The organism is Nonomuraea cavernae, from assembly GCF_040655715.1.
Taxonomy (GTDB): domain Bacteria; phylum Actinomycetota; class Actinomycetes; order Streptosporangiales; family Streptosporangiaceae; genus Nonomuraea; species Nonomuraea cavernae_A.
Map to the genome: position 1 here is coordinate 275,144 of NZ_JBFAKL010000010.1, position 14,443 is coordinate 289,586.

At 68.9% G+C, this 14,443-nt stretch carries 16 protein-coding genes and 1 pseudogene; 8 read left to right on the top strand and 9 right to left on the bottom strand.

Annotated features, from left to right (window positions below; all coding sequences use genetic code 11):
* Positions 1-149: 149 nt before the first annotated feature.
* The 6 genes from AB0I38_RS17760 to AB0I38_RS17785 all read right to left on the bottom strand — a co-directional run bounded on the left by AB0I38_RS17760 (position 150) and on the right by AB0I38_RS17785 (position 4,603).
* Positions 150-548 (bottom strand): hypothetical protein, encoded by a 399-nt coding sequence (locus tag AB0I38_RS17760; RefSeq protein ID WP_358468470.1) that lies wholly within the window; start codon positions 546-548, stop codon positions 150-152.
* Positions 549-756: 208 nt separating this feature from the next.
* Complete coding sequence (locus AB0I38_RS17765) at positions 757-1,608, bottom strand: metallophosphoesterase family protein (protein ID WP_358468473.1); 852 nt, start codon at positions 1,606-1,608, stop codon at positions 757-759.
* Positions 1,605-2,330 carry a 4'-phosphopantetheinyl transferase family protein gene (locus tag AB0I38_RS17770; protein ID WP_358468476.1) on the bottom strand — a complete coding sequence of 242 codons (726 nt, stop codon included), beginning with the start codon at positions 2,328-2,330 and terminating at the stop codon, positions 1,605-1,607. The genes AB0I38_RS17765 and AB0I38_RS17770 overlap by 4 nt, the downstream gene beginning before the upstream one ends.
* A gap of 202 nt (positions 2,331-2,532) precedes the next feature.
* Positions 2,533-2,859 carry a hypothetical protein gene (locus AB0I38_RS17775; RefSeq protein ID WP_358468478.1) on the bottom strand — a complete coding sequence of 109 codons (327 nt, stop codon included), beginning with the start codon at positions 2,857-2,859 and terminating at the stop codon, positions 2,533-2,535.
* On the bottom strand, positions 2,852-4,342 hold the full coding sequence (locus AB0I38_RS17780; protein WP_358468481.1) for an ADP-ribosyltransferase: 1,491 nt from the start codon (positions 4,340-4,342) through the stop codon (positions 2,852-2,854). The genes AB0I38_RS17775 and AB0I38_RS17780 overlap by 8 nt, the downstream gene beginning before the upstream one ends.
* Before the next feature lie 21 nt (positions 4,343-4,363).
* On the bottom strand, positions 4,364-4,603 hold the full coding sequence (locus AB0I38_RS17785) for a hypothetical protein (RefSeq protein WP_358468484.1): 240 nt from the start codon (positions 4,601-4,603) through the stop codon (positions 4,364-4,366).
* 250 nt (positions 4,604-4,853) lie between these two features.
* Here AB0I38_RS17785 and AB0I38_RS17790 point away from each other — a divergent pair, with 250 nt between their 5' ends.
* The 5 genes from AB0I38_RS17790 to AB0I38_RS17810 are packed head-to-tail and all read left to right on the top strand — an operon-like array spanning position 4,854 to position 9,698.
* Entirely contained in the window at positions 4,854-5,642 is a 789-nt protein-coding gene (locus tag AB0I38_RS17790) for a S1C family serine protease (RefSeq protein WP_358468487.1), read from the top strand.
* Positions 5,643-5,668: 26 nt separating this feature from the next.
* The gene (locus AB0I38_RS17795; RefSeq protein ID WP_358468490.1) at positions 5,669-6,658 is read left to right on the top strand and encodes an AAA family ATPase; all 990 of its coding nucleotides are present in this window, start codon (positions 5,669-5,671) and stop codon (positions 6,656-6,658) included.
* A gap of 6 nt (positions 6,659-6,664) precedes the next feature.
* A complete protein-coding gene (locus AB0I38_RS17800; RefSeq protein ID WP_358468493.1) occupies positions 6,665-7,657 on the top strand; it encodes a DUF58 domain-containing protein in 993 nt (330 codons plus the stop codon).
* Between the two features lie 43 nt (positions 7,658-7,700).
* Positions 7,701-8,651, top strand: coding sequence for a VWA domain-containing protein (locus AB0I38_RS17805; RefSeq protein WP_358468496.1), 951 nt, complete (start codon positions 7,701-7,703; stop codon positions 8,649-8,651).
* Positions 8,652-9,698 (top strand): VWA domain-containing protein, encoded by a 1,047-nt coding sequence (locus tag AB0I38_RS17810; RefSeq protein WP_358468499.1) that lies wholly within the window; start codon positions 8,652-8,654, stop codon positions 9,696-9,698.
* Positions 9,699-9,852: 154 nt separating this feature from the next.
* Here AB0I38_RS17810 and AB0I38_RS17815 read toward each other — a convergent pair whose 3' ends face one another.
* Positions 9,853-10,689: a class I SAM-dependent methyltransferase gene (locus AB0I38_RS17815; protein WP_358468502.1), complete on the bottom strand. Its 837-nt coding sequence runs from the start codon at positions 10,687-10,689 to the stop codon at positions 9,853-9,855.
* A gap of 93 nt (positions 10,690-10,782) precedes the next feature.
* Between AB0I38_RS17815 and AB0I38_RS17820 the strand changes: the two genes are divergently transcribed.
* Both AB0I38_RS17820 and AB0I38_RS40395 read left to right on the top strand, forming a co-directional pair.
* Positions 10,783-11,415: a TetR/AcrR family transcriptional regulator gene (locus AB0I38_RS17820; RefSeq protein ID WP_358468505.1), complete on the top strand. Its 633-nt coding sequence runs from the start codon at positions 10,783-10,785 to the stop codon at positions 11,413-11,415.
* Positions 11,416-11,480: 65 nt separating this feature from the next.
* Positions 11,481-11,754 (top strand): annotated as a pseudogene (locus tag AB0I38_RS40395) (helix-turn-helix domain-containing protein); the annotation flags it as partial.
* Here AB0I38_RS40395 and AB0I38_RS17830 read toward each other — a convergent pair.
* A complete protein-coding gene (locus AB0I38_RS17830) occupies positions 11,738-12,916 on the bottom strand; it encodes an FAD-dependent oxidoreductase (RefSeq protein WP_358468508.1) in 1,179 nt (392 codons plus the stop codon). The pseudogene AB0I38_RS40395 and the gene AB0I38_RS17830 overlap by 17 nt on opposite strands.
* Positions 12,917-12,970: 54 nt before the next feature.
* Here AB0I38_RS17830 and AB0I38_RS17835 point away from each other — a divergent pair, with 54 nt between their 5' ends.
* Positions 12,971-13,540, top strand: a complete 570-nt coding sequence (locus tag AB0I38_RS17835; protein WP_358468511.1) for a PadR family transcriptional regulator — start codon at positions 12,971-12,973, stop codon at positions 13,538-13,540.
* A gap of 155 nt (positions 13,541-13,695) precedes the next feature.
* Here the strand turns inward: AB0I38_RS17835 and AB0I38_RS17840 are convergent.
* A partial coding sequence (locus AB0I38_RS17840; protein ID WP_358468514.1) for an HNH endonuclease occupies positions 13,696-14,443 on the bottom strand: 748 nt, incomplete at its 5' end.

The window sequence follows — 14,443 nt, forward strand, 5'->3', positions numbered from 1 at the left end:
ACAAGTGCTGGCCGCGGGATGGCCGATCTTCAGGGCGCACGGCGGGGGTTCGGTTTCACCGCACCGACGCAGAGCGAACGGGCACGACCTCCGAGAAGGTCGTGCCCGTCACGTGCGGCTCAGACGTCCAGCCGTCAGCGGTGTCTGGCCTAGTAGATGCGGTACTTGCGGCCGCAGTTGTCGAACTTGCCGGCCCAGCAGGTGAACGTGTACACCTTCTTGATCCCGCGGCCGCTCCAGGTGCCGACGACCTTGCCGTCCCAGGCCTTGTTGAACTTGTGCCAGGAGCCGTTCTGGTAGTACTCGAACCACACCCAGGCCTTCTTGCCGCCGCGCTTGTCCACCCCGTGCCACTTCGTGAAGACCTTGCCGTGGCTCTTCCACGTCTTACCGAACGTGTAGGCCTTGTGGTCGCTGGAGAAGACCTTCCCCCAGTTCCCGGAAGACTGCGACGCGGTGGTGGTGGCCTGGGCGGCAGCCGGGCTGAGGGCGAGGCCGGTGACGGCCATCGAGCCGGCCAAGGCCGCGATCGCAAGGGTCTTACGCATTGGGTTCCTCCCGTTTTGGTGCTGCCGGTGTCGTTAATTTGTCCGGCAGTCGGGACATTACGGAGAGACCCGACGATCAACTGTGTACGAATCCACACATCCAGCGTGATCGGCGTCACAACCCTGCGAGGCGATGACCTGGCTGTCGGCGCCCGGCGTGACGCTGAACTCGATCTCGCTCCGGAGCAGGCTGCCGAGTGTCCTTCGATCAGCGGGAGCGCTCCGGCTGGGTGGGGGGCAGGATTTGGCGGTAGCCGGGCTGGGAGCCGCGGGGACGCCATTCGCGTGGGTAGCCGACGGACACCTCTTCGAAGGGGACGCCGTCGTGGACAGTGGTGCGGGGGATGTGGAGGTGGCCGTAGACGACGGCGGCGGCGTGGAAGCGCCGGTGCCAGTCGGCGGTCAGGCGGGTGCCGCACCAGAGGGCGAACTCCGGGTGGCGCAGCACGCGGGTCGGGTCGCGGACAAGGGGATAGTGGTTGACCAGGACGGTGGGCGGACCGTCGGCCACCGCAGCGAGCCGGGTGGCGGTGTGGCGGACCCGGGCCTGACACCAGGCGACCCGGCTGGGATAGGGGTCGGGGTGGAGGAGGAATTCGTCGGAGCAGACCACGCCGACGTCATAGGCGCGGGCGAGCGCGGCTTCCTCGGTGAAGGTGCCGTCGGGGCGGAAGGAGTAGTCGTACAGCAGGAACAGCGGCGCTATGGTGACCGGCCCGCCCGGCCCGTCCCAGAGCGGATAGGGGTCTTCGGGGGTGGTCACGCCCAGGTCGCGGCAGAGGGTGACGAGGTGCTCGTAGCGGGCTTGGCCGCGTAGTTGCACGGGGTCGTCTGGCGGAGTCCACAGCTCATGGTTGCCCGGTGTCCACACCACCTTGGCGAAGCGGGCGCTGAGCAGGCGCAGCGCCCATTCGACGTCGGCCACGTACTCGCCGACGTCACCGGCCACCAGCAGCCAGTCACCGCTCGATCGGGGACGCAACCCCTCCACGAGCCGCCGGTTGTCGGCGTACCGCACGTGCAGATCGCTGATGGCGAGCAGGCTCGGCGGGGGACTCACAAGATGATCCTAGGCTCGGCCTCGGCCGGGTGTCCTCTCCGGGAACGGACACAGATGGCGGTCACGACCAGCCCACGGGAGACCGTCCACCGGCCCGTGAAGCCGGACACCGGTCCTGCCACCAGCAGCCGAGCGTTGAAGGCGCGCTGGTCTGGCTGCACGGTGAGGGTGGCGTCCTCGAATCCGAGCCAACGCCCGGTGAGCGGAAACCAGGCCTTGTAGACCGATTCCTTGGCGCTGAACAGCAGCCGGTCCCAGGAGACCCGCGGGTCGGCCCGCGCCAGCTCGGCGATCCAGGCCCGCTCGGCCGCGTCGGACACGGTGGCCAGCACCCCGTCGGGCAGCGGGCTGTTGGGTTCGGCGTCGATGCCGAGCGTGAGCACCTCGGTTGTCCGGGCGAGGGCGCACGCGCGGTACCCATCGCAGTGGGTCATGCTGCCCACGATCCCCGACGGCCAGATTGGCGCACCGCGCGGACCGGGCAGGATGGGGGCCGGTGGCAGGCCCAACTTGCCGAGGGCGATGCGGGCGCAGGCCCGGACGGTGGTGAACTCCCTGCGTCGTTTGTCCACCGCCCTGGTGAGCAACGCCTCCTCCTCGGGAAAGAGCGTCGCGGCCGGGTCGTCGGCGAAGGCCTCGACCCCGACCACGCCGGGCAGAACCTCCTCGATCACCGGGGGCGCTCCGGCTGCTGGGCGGGCAGACTCGGCGGGGGGACTCACGGGGTGATCGTAACCTTGAGCATCCCGAGCGGAGCCCTCAAGGCACTGTTGGTACGGCTGCCGTCGCCGTCGTGAAGGCAGGCTCCGCGCCCACCCGGTCGATCGTGATCCGGGGGAACCGGCCTGTGGACTATCGATCTGTGGGTGCGGTCGCCGGATGGTGCTCATCCACGACCCTCTGGTCCGAGGTGGTCAGCGTGGATTACGCCTCAGGGCGCAATTCGAAGTCCGGTGCGTACAAGGCGGGGTCCAGAAGCTGGTCGGCGGGGATTTCCGACTTGTAAGCCTCGGCGAGAATTCGGTCCATGCGGCTTACCGCATACCCCATGTCCGGTTCAGGATCATCGATGATACTGAACCCCGCGGCTTGACGGTCGTCGGTCCACACATCTCCGAGCAACCGCCCCCTCCGGTCGTACACCGGGGCGCGCCGTACCGGGCCGTTGGCCTTGAAATCGTAGGAGTCGTTGTCCGAGGCGAACTTGGGAGCGACATAATCGTAGAAGCGAGGATTCGGGGTGTCAGTCATCGTAGGGTCCTTTCCATCCGAGGTCGGCATCCATGGACGGTGGGGCGTCCCAGTCGGGCGGCTTGGTCCAGCCCTCCGGTACGACGTCTGCTTCCATATACCAGTGGCCGTCCTTACGGTACACACCGCGCACGATGTACGAAGTGCCGCGGCGTAAGAGGATCTCCCGTTCGCCGATCAGCTTGGTGATGGGGTACATGTTGAGCGCTTCGTGTCCCTTTGGTGCTCGTAGCATCACGCGGAGGTCTCCGTCGAACCCGGCCCGCCGGCCCACGCTTGTGCTCAAATATCCCGGCTCGGTGATGACGCGGCCTCGCAGGCGCTTCATTTCGTCAGGTGACTTTATGTCGACCCCTAGCCACTCCAAGAACTTTTCCTCCACGCCTCTGTGTAGGACCATGTCGGATGGCAGATGAGACTTGCCGATTGCCTGGTCCATGGCTGCGATTTCGTCAGCGACTTCGGGCGACCAGACAACGCCGGGATCGGCGTCCTTCTCTCGCAGGGCTGGGTTGATCCTCTTATAGCCGATGCCGCCGTAGAAATCTAACGCGCGCAATTCCTCATGGGTCAGGGCCGGTAACGGCATGTTGTCCCGCGCCCACGCGCGTCCCTCGGCGTTGCTGGTATGCCGTACGGCGTCGTCCAGAGGATTCGCAGCCGGAACCGTCGGCATGCTCCTCGAGGCGTCGATGGGGCCGTCCCCGTCGGGGATGTGGTCTCCGTTGCGGTCAAGGTGTCGCGTGAGGTTGTGGGGTTCGAGGGCGGTCGTTGGCTTGGGGCGGACCACGTTCTTGGCCGCCTTGCCCAGAGCTCCTACGGCTCGCTTGCCGCCGGAGAGCACGCCGCTGGCTCCGGCCGACGTGATCGCCGCCACGATGTCCGGGATGAGGCGGCCGAAGGCGCGGTCCGGGTTGGACGCCCAGGTGTCCCAGTCCGCTGCTGCCTTGGCGAATCCGACCGGGTCCTGAACGCCCGAGACCACGGCCTGAGCCAGGTCGTTGATGTCGCGTTCCCATCCCAGGTGGTCGAAGAGCATGCGGTTGGGGGAGAGCTTGGCCACCATCTCGCCCAACCCGGCCAGGCCCTCGACGGTGCCTTTGACCTGTTCGGTCATCGGGTTGCCGGAGTTCAGGTCGGGGTCGAAGGCGGCTTGGAGTTGCTGGCTCGTACGGTCCCAGAAGCTGCCCGTCAGCGGGAGAGCAGCTCCGGGGGCGAACAACGACTCGTCGACGAAGACCGGCTTACCGCCGCCGAACAGTTCCGGCTGGTCGAGCTCCATCCGTTCCAGGATCAGCAGCCGCCGATCGACCTCCGGTCCCTGTTGTCCGGCCCATCCGGCTACCTGCCGGATCTTGTTGGCCGAGACCGGCGACAGCCAGGCCCCACGCAGCAACTCCCATAACTCGTCTCCGATGGAACCCAGAGACGATTCGGCCACGCGCAACGCTTCCTTCAGCGCCTGGACTCCCTCGGGGGCCATGCCCTCAAGTTCCCCCATGGCTCAGCCGGGGCTGTCCGCGGGCGTACGGGCGAGCAATGCCCGTAGTTCGTCCACTGCCTCCGCGCAGGCAGTGAGGAGGACCTGGCGCTGACCGGTCAGCGCCAGGCCGAAGCGCTGCGCGGCCGGCCCCGTCCAGATGTTCTGCGACATGAGCGACACTGCGCGGTCGAGGCTGGTCCGGGCCTCGTCGGTCAGTTGCTCGGCTCGGCGCAACGCCTGCTCCACTTGCTCCCGGGTCATACGCGACTCCCTCGGGCGCGATGATCGAGCGTGAGACCAAGATGTGCAGCCATTGGACGTCGGCACAGGAGGTAGAGCAATCGAATCGCCGGAATTGGTCTAGTTCGCGGACTCGATCGGCTCAGACAGAGTAGGCGGGCGCCGCCATCCTCGTCCCTGCTGTGCGCGTTGGGCTGCGGGGGACCGGTTCTCATGAAGTTCTCAGGCGAAGTTTGTAGCACTTTCGACTGGGATTGATGACTATGGGGCAATGGAGCGCGTGCCGCAGGAGGCCGATGCGGCCGAGGCTCAGAGAGCCGTGGCCGGGAGGACTCGGCGGTTCGTCGTCGCGGGCGGCGTGCTCGTCGTCGTGGCGATGCTGGCGTACTGGCTGGGGAGCGGCGGCGGGAACGGCGAAGCGGCCGCGCCCAGACCGAGCCCGACGCCGACGCCCAGTGCGACGCTCACGGTGCCCGACGTCTTCAAGAGGGTCGGGCCGTCGGTGGTGGTCATCCAGGCCGGGAAGTCGCTCGGCACCGGGGTGATCGCGGCCGAGGACGGCAGGATCCTGACCGCGCACCACGTCATCAAAGGCACGAAGGACGTCAATCTGACGTTCGCTGACGGCACCAAGTCGAAGGCCGTTGTCGTGTCGTCGAATCCCAAGCGCGACATCGCGACCCTCAAGCCCGCGGAGCTGCCGGAGATCGTGGTCCCCGCGACGCTCGGCGGCGCCGTGGCCGTGGGCGCGCCCGTCGTGGCGATCGGCAATCCACTGGGCCTGACCTACAGCGTCTCCACCGGCGTCGTGTCGGGCCTGAACCGTAGCGCCGAAAAAGGCGACCTGAGCGGACTCATCCAGTTCGACGCCTCCGTCAACCCGGGCAGCTCCGGCGGTCCCCTCCTGGACGCTCGCGGCCTGGTCATCGGGGTCGTCGTCTCGATCGCCGACCCGGGAGGCGACGAGGCCTTCGCCGGCATCGCGTTCGCGGTGCCGATCGGCTTGGCCCTGGGCGGCAGCGAAGGCGACGGCCCACCGGGCGACGGGCCCCTGATTTGACCGAAGCGTCACGAGAATGGAACCCCATGACCTCGACCAAGTTCCCCGAGTCGGCCCATCCGCTCGAACATGTGCTGTTCGAGGTCAAACGCACGATCGTCGGGCAGGACGTACTGCTGGAGCGCATGGCCGTCGCGCTGATCGCCGACGGTCACCTGCTGGTGGAGGGCGTGCCGGGCCTGGCCAAGACGCTCGCGGTGCGGTCGCTGGCCGCCGCGATCGCCGGGAGTTTCCAGCGCGTCCAGTTCACCCCCGACCTGGTGCCCGCCGACCTCGTGGGCACGCGGGTCTACCACCAGCACTCCGGGGAGTTCCGTACCGAACTCGGCCCGGTGTTCGCGAACCTGTTGCTGGCCGACGAGATCAACCGCGCCCCCGCCAAGGTGCAGAGCGCCCTGCTGGAAGTGATGCAGGAGCATCAGGTGACGATCGGCCGTGAGACGTTCAAGGTGCCCGAGCCGTTCCTGGTCATGGCGACGGAGAACCCGATCGAGTCGGAGGGCACCTACCCGCTGCCCGAAGCGCAGGTCGACCGTTTCATGATGAAGGTGGTCGTCGACTATCCGACGCGGGCCGAAGAGCAGGCGATCGTCAACCGGGCGCTGCGTCCGCCCGAGCCGCCACAGCCGATGGTGACGGCCGAGGACCTGATCGCGATGCGGGCCCGCGCCCAGCAGGTGTACGTCGATCCGGCGATCGTCGACTACGCGGTACGGCTCGTCTCCGTGACGCGTTCCCCCGCGACGGCCGGGCTCGGCGAGCTGGAACGGTACGTCACCTACGGGGCGAGCCCACGGGCGTCCATCGCGCTCGTCACCGGCGCCCGGGCACTGGCGTTCCTGCGCGGCCGCGACTACGTCCTGCCACACGACCTGTCCGAACTCGCGCTCGACGTGCTGCGCCACCGCCTCGTACTGTCCTACGAGGCCCTCGCGGACGACGTCGACGCCGACACGATCATCACCGGGGTGCTCGGGGCCGTCCGGGCGCCCGACGTCGTCCTGCAGAACCGCTGACCTGCCATGGCCACCGCCCCCGAGAGGCTCCTCCTCCGCCTGGAGTGGAAGGTCGTCCGCCGGCTCGACGGCCGGCTCCAGGGCGCCCACCGGACCGCGCATCGCGGCTCCGGGATCGACTTCACCGGTTTACGCGCGTACGGGGACGGCGACGACGCCCGGCACATCGACTGGAACGTGACCGCCCGGCTGGACGAGCCGCACCTGCGCGTGTTCACCGAGGACCGCGAGCTGACGGTGTGGCTCGTACTCGACCGGTCGGCGTCGATGCTGGCGGGCCGGCCGGGGCGCGGCAAGCACGACGTGCTCGCCGAGCTCGCGCTCGTTCTCGCCCGGCTGTTCGGCCGGGGCGGCAACCGCGTCGGCGCCCTGCTGTTCGACACCGGGATGCTGCGCGTCGTGCCGCCGGGCACCTCCCGGCGGCACGCCCTGCGGATCGGCGCCGAGCTGGACCGCACCTCCGAACACACCCGAGACCGCACCGCCGAACGCACCCGGAAACGCACCTGGAGGCGCACCCGGGACCGCACCTCCGAACGCACCCAGGGACGCACCCGGGATCTGGCTTCCGAGGCGCGCGGCGGCACCACCACCGACCTGGCGGAGATGCTCGACGCGGCCGGCCGGCTCGCGCGCCGCCGCGCGCTCGTCGTCGTGCTGTCGGACTTCATCGGCGACGGCGACTGGGAACGCTCGCTGCAGCGCCTGGCCCGGCGGCACGAGGTCGTCGCCCTGCGAATCGTGGACACCGCCGACGACGTACTGCCCGAAGCCGGGCTGATCGTGGTCGAGGACGCCGAGACCGGCGAGCAGCTCGTCGTCGACTCCGCCGACCCGCTGTTACGCGTCCGCTTCCGCGAGGCCGTCGACGACCGCGACGCCCGGCTCGTGGCGGGCATGCGCCGGGCCGGGGTGCCCGTTCACCGCATCGACACCGACCGCGACCTGGCCGAGGCGCTCGTCGAGGTCGTCGCCCGAACCGGGGACCGGTCGCCATGACCGAGCTCATCAATGGACACATGAGGCCGGCGAAGGAGGCCTCATGACCCTGTCCTCCCCCCTGCTCCTGGTCGTCGGACTGCTCGTCACGGCGGCGCTCGCCTGGGTGACCGTCGTCTCGGCACGCCGGCGGACGGCCGCGCTCGCCGCGGCCGGCGTCGCCGCGCCGGGCGGACGCCGGGCGTACCCCGGCATCGGCCTGACGATCGCCGGCGTCGCCGTACTCGCGATCGCCACCGCGGGACCGGCGGCCATGGTGCCGGTCCCGCGGACCGCGGGCACCGTCATCCTCGCCATCGACGTCTCCAACAGCATGGGGGCCGACGACGTCGCGCCCACCCGGCTGGCGGCCGCGCAGCGGGCGGCCCGCGCGTTCGTGGCGGCGCAGCCCGGCAGCGTCGACATCGGAGTCGTCGCGTTCGAGCGGGGCGCACTCACCACCGCACGCCCCGATGCCGATCACTCCGTCGCGCTCAAGGCCATCGACCGGCTGAAGGTCACCGGCGGCACCTCGCTAGGTACGGCCATCACGGCCTCGCTGTCGGCGATCACCGGCAAGCAACTGGCCATCGGCCGCGACGGCACCGCGCCCGACATCGGCTACTGGCCGTCGGCGACGATCGTGATGTTCTCCGACGGCCAGAACCAGGGCGCGGACGTCGAACGGGCCGCCGCCGTGGCCCAGCGGGCGGGCGTACAGATCCACACCGTCGGGGTCGGCACCACGGCCGGGGCGACGGTGAAGGTCGACGGCTACCACCTGCAGACCTCGCTCGAACAGGACACCCTCACCTTGATCGCGCAGACCACCGGCGGCGCCTACCACCCCGCCTCCGACACTGCGCGGCTCGACGGGATCGCCGACACGATCGACCTGCGGCTCACCGTCTCCGACGAGCCGCTGCCCCTCGCCGGCGCCCTGATCGCACTCGCCCTCGCGCTGCTCACCGGGGGAGCGGCGCTCACCGTGCTCCGGTCTGGACGGGTGATCTGAATGACGTTCTCATGGCTATGGGCGCTGCTGTCCATCCTGATCATTCCGCTGATCTTCGCCATCCGCTGGTGGGCCAGGCGTCGCCGCCGGCGGGCCGCCGTGCGCGTCACCTCGATCGCGCTGGTACGGAACGCGCTGCCCGGCCGTACGCGCTGGACGCGGAAGATCCCCCCGGCACTGTTCATCGCCGGACTCGCGCTGCTCGCGGTCGGAGCCGCCAGGCCGCAGGCATCGGTGCCGGTGCCGATGACGTCGGCGACGATCCTGCTCGCGCTCGACACCTCCGGCTCCATGTGCTCCACGGACGTCGACCCCAATCGCATCACCGCCGCGAAGAAGGCCGCCGCGGAGTTCATCGAGTCGCAGCGGGGCGGGCCGCGCATCGGCCTGGTCACCTTCGCGGGCGCCGCGGGCCTGCTCGTCCCTCCGACCGACGACACCGACTCGCTGATCGAGGCGCTGGACAATCTCAGCGTGGCCCGTGGCACCGCGATCGGTCAGGCCATGCTCACCTCGATCGACGCGATCGCGGAGGTCGACCCGTCGGTGGCTCCCACCGGTGCCGACCCCGGCGGCGGCGAAGGCTACGCCGGTGCCGCGATCGTCGTACTCACCGACGGAGCCAACACCCAGGGCGTCGACCCGCAGACCGCCGCCGAGGAGGCGGCCCTGCGCCGCGTCCGCGTCTTCACCATCGGCTTCGGCACCACGAACCCGGCCCCGATGGTCTGCGACAACTCCCAGTTCGACGGCCGCGGCTTCGGCGGCTGGGGCGGCGGCCGCGGCGGATTCGACAGGGGCCGCAACCCTCGCACCATCGACGAGCCCGCACTCAAGCGGATAGCCCAGACCACCGGCGGCTCCTACCACCGCGCTGAGAACGCCGACCAGCTCCAGAGCGCCCTCGACGCCCTCCCCGGCAGCTTCACCGTCATCCACCAACGGATCGACACAGCCGCCGCCTTCGCCGCCGGCGGAGCCATCCTCATCACCGCGGCCCTGTCCCTCTCCCTATGGTGGAACCGCCCCCGGGTTCCGACTCGCTGACGACCGGTAGCCGAAACACTCAGCGGCTGGAGGTTCGGGGCAAGAAACCTGCGGATCACATGGGACTTTCGTGCCGCTTGGGCACGATCAGAACGCCGGGAGGGTCCGGTGCTGCTGGTGCTGAAGCCGCACCGTGGGTGACGGGGAGCCGGGCTCACGGGCGTGTTGCGCTCACCAGCCAGACGGCTCCGGGGATAAGAACCCCCTCTGAGCTCTCGTACGCCTTGAGCCCCGCCCGCAGTTCCGCACGTGTCCGTTCGACGACGGCCTGGCCGACCCCTTCCAGATTGAAGCGGACCGGTCCTTGGCTGAGGATGAAATCCGCCGCGTCGGCGGCGTCGCGGCCGTAGTCCATCAGCGCGTTGACCGGGGTGACACTCACGTCGGCGAACCCGGCCTCGGTGAGCACCTCGTGGATGCGGGCCGGATTGACCAGAGATCCCATCCCCCGCGCGGCGGGTGAGGGCCCGCGCATCAGCGGCGCCAGGGCCGCGGTGGCACGGGCGTAGTCACTGTCGGGGGTGCCGCCCTGGGGGCCGATGAACACGAGCCGCCCACCGGGCCGCAGTGCTCGCCGGATGTTTGCGAACCCGGCCACCAGGTCGCCGAAGAACATCACCCCGCCCCGGCTGATCGCGACGTCGAAGCCGCTGTCGGGGAAGGGATGGATTTGGGCATCCCCCTGCTCGAACCTGACATTGGCGATGCCCTGCTCGGCTGCGTCGGCGCGGGCGCGTTCCAGCATGGGCGCCGAGATGTCGATGCCGAAGACGTGCCCTTGGGCTGCTCGGCGCGCGGCCATCAGGGTGGGCTGTCCCGTACCGCAGCCGATGTCGATGACACGGTCGTTCTCGTGGATCGCCGCGGCGCGGAACAGGTCGTCGTCGAAGGCGGCGACTATCGCGTTGTAGCGGGCGGCGTTGTCCGCCCAGTTGGTGCCTTCCCAGCCGTTCCACGCTTCCGCGTGGTGGGTGTTGGCGATGGCCTGCATGGATTGTCCTCCTGCCTGTTGGGTGACGGGCGCTCAGCTGGCCGCCACTACTAGAGTTGAACTCTAGATCTGACATCTATATAAGCTACAGCCATGAGTCAGGTCAACAGCGAGAACAAACGGAGCCGAAAGCCCAAGGAGACGCGCAGGCGCATGCTGGAGGCCGCGCGCGAGCTTTTCATTCAGCGTGGATACGGCGCGACAGCGCTTCAGGAGATCGCCGACCGGGCAGGCGTCGCCGTACAGACGATCTATTTCACGTTCGGCAACAAGCGCGTGCTGCTCAAAGAGCTGGCCGACGTGTCGATCGCGGGCGACGACGAGCCGATCGCGACGATGGATCGGCCGTGGTTCCGCGAGGCCCTCGCCGCCGAGACCGCCGAAGCCCAGTTGCGGATCCATGTGCACGGCACGGTGATGATCCTGAAGCGAGTGGCTCCGATCATCGAGATGCTGCGCGCCGCCGCCTTGGCCGACCCGGGGATCGCCGAGCTCTTCGACCAGGACACCGACCCGAGGTTCACCGTCCACGCGAGGGCCGCCCAGTCCCTGGCGACCAAGCCGGGGATCCGCGAGGGGGTGACGGCCGAGCACGCCGCCGACCTGCTGTTCGGCCTGCTCAGCCCGGAGCTCTATCTGCTGTTCGTCCGCGACCGCGGCTGGTCGCTCGACCAGTGGGAGAGCTGGGCCCACCACACCCTGAGATCCCAGCTCTGTTCAAGCTGAGGAAGTCCTCGGCTCGTCGTTCCCGCTTGCTACAGCCGCTCACCGGCTGAGGAGGGTTCCCGAACATGAGCTCGCGCCACCTGGCCCGCCTCTTCCACTCGGTAACCGGCAGCACCTCGCTGAAGTGGCTGCTGCGCGCAGCGAATCCGCCGCGCGCAGGAGCTGCTGGAGACCACGGACGACAGCGTCGACACCACCGCCTCGGCGGCGGGCATGGGCACGGTGACGACGCTGCGCCGCCACTTCCACCGCACCATCGGCGTACCGCCGTGGTCCACCTCGACCAGGCCGCCGAAGTCGCGGGCGAGCTGCCCGTACCGAGTCAGCGAGACGGGGTGAGGACGCGGTCGTCCCACTCGATCCGGTAGTCGTGCATCCAGGCCAGCGCGTTCTTCTCGGCCAGCTTGCGCATGATCGCCGGCAGCACGAGGTCTCGGGCGAACGCGCCGAGAACCCCCGGTGCCTTGCCGCTCCCGTTGCGCTTGCCCTGGGCGACGATGCGCTCGACCCGCTTCCGGCGCAACCCCTCGAAGGCGGCGAACGCGCCGGGGAGGCCGGGGACGTCGCGCAGGCATTTGGCCAGCACCACCGCGTCCTCCATGGCCATGGACGCCCCCTGACCGGATGATGGCGAGGTCGCGTGCGCGGCGTCGCCGACGATCACCATGCGCTCGTTGAACCACGTCGGCACCGTCGGGAAGTCGTAGGTGTTCCAGCCGCTGATGATGTGCTCGGTGGCGCCGATGATGTCGAGCATCGGACCGACGTCGTCGCGGAACAGCGACGTCAACCGGGCCCGCCACTGCGTCGGCGTGATCGCCGCGAGCTCCTCCCGGGTCGGCTCCCTGCGGCTCGGCGGGTTGGCGAACCACCACACCTCGCCGTCCGGGTGGACGAGATATCCGAAGAAGCACTTCTTGCCGAAGATGAAGTGGTTGGTCCCCGGCTCTCCCGGCACGGTGACACCGCGCGCGAAACCCCCCGTGTTCAGCAGTCCGACGTGCCGGGCGCGCGGCGCGCCGGAATCGATGATCGCGCGGGTGCGCGACCGCAGCCCGTCGGCGCCGATGAGCAGATCGCCCTCGGCCGTGCTCCCGTCGGAGAAGACCGCGCGCACACCATCCCGGTCGACCAGCGCGTCGTCGAGCCGCTTGCCGTAGTGGATGCGCACGCCGCGCCGTACGGCTTCGTCGCGGAGCGCCCGGTAGAGGTCGGCGCGCTTCAGCGTGCGGCCGGGCTGGGTGAAGGTGGCGAGCTCTTTGCCACGCCCGTTGAGCATCCGCATGCGCGAGGAGTCCATGCCGAGCCCGCCGACCAGCTCGTCCAGGCCCAGGACGCGTAGGGCCGCGAGCCCGTTGGACGCGAGGGTGAGGAACGCGCCGACGCCATCCGATTTCCGGTCGTACGCCTCGAAGACCTCGCTGTCGATGCCCGCCTGCCGCAGCGCCATGGCCGTGACCGGGCCCGCGATTCCTCCACCAACGATCAATGCTTTAGTCATGGCTTGAATATACATAATATAACTAAGGCCCGCTAGGCCGATACGATGTCCGGCATGTCGACGAGGCGGTCCCCTCTGGCCATGGCGCTGCTCACGCTGGTCTGCGAAGAGCCGATGCACGCGTACCGGATGCAGCAGATGATCAAGGAGCGGCACAAGGACGACGTGGTCAACGTCGCGCAGCGCAACAGCGTGTACCAGACCATCGACCGCCTGCTTCGGGCCGGGCTCATCGCCGTACGGGAGACGTCGCGCGAGGAGAACCGCCCAGAACGGACCGTCTACGAGTCCACGGAGGCGGGCCGGGAAACCCTGCGGGAGTGGATGCGGACCATGCTGTCCGTGCCGGCGCGCGAGTTCCCCGAGTTCCCCGCCGCGCTCGCCTTCATGCTCGTGCTCCCGCCGGACGAGGTCGAGGCCGCGCTGCGCGCCCGCGTCGCCGCCCTTGAGGGGCGGCTCTCCGCGCTGGACGCGGAGATGCGGGAGGCGGCGGCGTTCCTGAGCCGGGTCTTCATGGTGGAGTCCGAGTACCAGCGGTGCGTGGTCGCGGCCGAGCTGGACTATGTGCGCGGGCTCGCCGACGACCTGCGCGCCGGCCGGCTCGACTGGAATTTCCGCCTTTAGGAGTGCACCGCCTGCACCGGCGACTTCTTCGCTCTCGCTGTGGGTGAATCTTGTAGGTACGCCGCGGCCGCGCCTCTACAAGCCCTCAGACGCAACCTCGTGATCCCACACCATCGGTGGCCGTCGTACAGGGGAATCTCAGTCGCGGCAGGAGGTTAGTCCTGGCGTGTCGCTTCGCGGTGGTAGGCGACATGGGCGATGTTGATCGTGTGTTCGGGGGCGAGGCGGAGGCTGCCTTTGATCTTGCCGGTGATCTCGTCGAAGACCAGCAGATCGTCGGTGATAGTGATGCCGCCCCGGTCGAAAAGAACGTGATCGTTAGGGCAAAGACACAGGATGTTCCCCGGTTCGTCGGGGCCGTTGTGGGGCTTGCCGATCGGGCGGATGTGGGCGCCTTCGGCGTATGAGCTGTGGGGGAGTCGAAGCCGCGTGCCGCAGATCTGGCAGTGGTGGCCGTGTAGGTCCTTGATCTGATGCGCAAGGGCGGAGTCCCGGATCACTCGCATCGTGATGACCTGGCGGCGCTCTGGGGTGGGGAAGCCGTCGTTCAAGAGCGTTTCGGAATCGGCGGTGTACGACAGTCCCACTGCGGTGAGCAGCGCGTCGTGGTCTGCGCCATCGAAGTACTTTTCTAGGAGTCGTAACACGATCTGTGCACGCACGTCCTCGTGCTGGACCACGATGGTGCGGATCCACGCTCGCAGACCGCCCGTGGGTGAGTGGTCGCGCATCCATCGCTGGGCAGAGCTGGTGCTGGCTGCTGGGACGTCGGTTTGGTCCAGGTCCCAGAGCCCGTCGTGGAACAACCTGAGGATGGGGAACTCGGGGTTCGGGCGGTCGTCGGCATGGCCGAACCTCTCGATGAGGGAGGAGATCTCGGTCCTTGTCCGCGGCCAGTTCTCC

Bases quoted from the DNA above. Each gene is read 5' to 3' on its own strand.
- AB0I38_RS17760 (WP_358468470.1), bottom strand. From the start codon at position 548: ATGCGTAAGACCCTTGCGATCGCGGCCTTGGCCGGCTCGATGGCCGTC.
- AB0I38_RS17775 (WP_358468478.1), bottom strand. From the start codon at position 2,859: ATGACTGACACCCCGAATCCTCGCTTCTACGATTATGTCGCTCCCAAG.
- AB0I38_RS17780 (WP_358468481.1), bottom strand. From the start codon at position 4,342: ATGGCCCCCGAGGGAGTCCAGGCGCTGAAGGAAGCGTTGCGCGTGGCC.
- AB0I38_RS17785 (WP_358468484.1), bottom strand. From the start codon at position 4,603: ATGACCCGGGAGCAAGTGGAGCAGGCGTTGCGCCGAGCCGAGCAACTG.
- AB0I38_RS17790 (WP_358468487.1), top strand. From the start codon at position 4,854: ATGGAGCGCGTGCCGCAGGAGGCCGATGCGGCCGAGGCTCAGAGAGCC.
- AB0I38_RS17795 (WP_358468490.1), top strand. From the start codon at position 5,669: ATGACCTCGACCAAGTTCCCCGAGTCGGCCCATCCGCTCGAACATGTG.
- AB0I38_RS17800 (WP_358468493.1), top strand. From the start codon at position 6,665: ATGGCCACCGCCCCCGAGAGGCTCCTCCTCCGCCTGGAGTGGAAGGTC.
- AB0I38_RS17805 (WP_358468496.1), top strand. From the start codon at position 7,701: ATGACCCTGTCCTCCCCCCTGCTCCTGGTCGTCGGACTGCTCGTCACG.
- AB0I38_RS17810 (WP_358468499.1), top strand. From the start codon at position 8,652: ATGACGTTCTCATGGCTATGGGCGCTGCTGTCCATCCTGATCATTCCG.
- AB0I38_RS17815 (WP_358468502.1), bottom strand. From the start codon at position 10,689: ATGCAGGCCATCGCCAACACCCACCACGCGGAAGCGTGGAACGGCTGG.
- AB0I38_RS17820 (WP_358468505.1), top strand. From the start codon at position 10,783: ATGAGTCAGGTCAACAGCGAGAACAAACGGAGCCGAAAGCCCAAGGAG.
- AB0I38_RS17830 (WP_358468508.1), bottom strand. From the start codon at position 12,916: ATGACTAAAGCATTGATCGTTGGTGGAGGAATCGCGGGCCCGGTCACG.
- AB0I38_RS17835 (WP_358468511.1), top strand. From the start codon at position 12,971: ATGTCGACGAGGCGGTCCCCTCTGGCCATGGCGCTGCTCACGCTGGTC.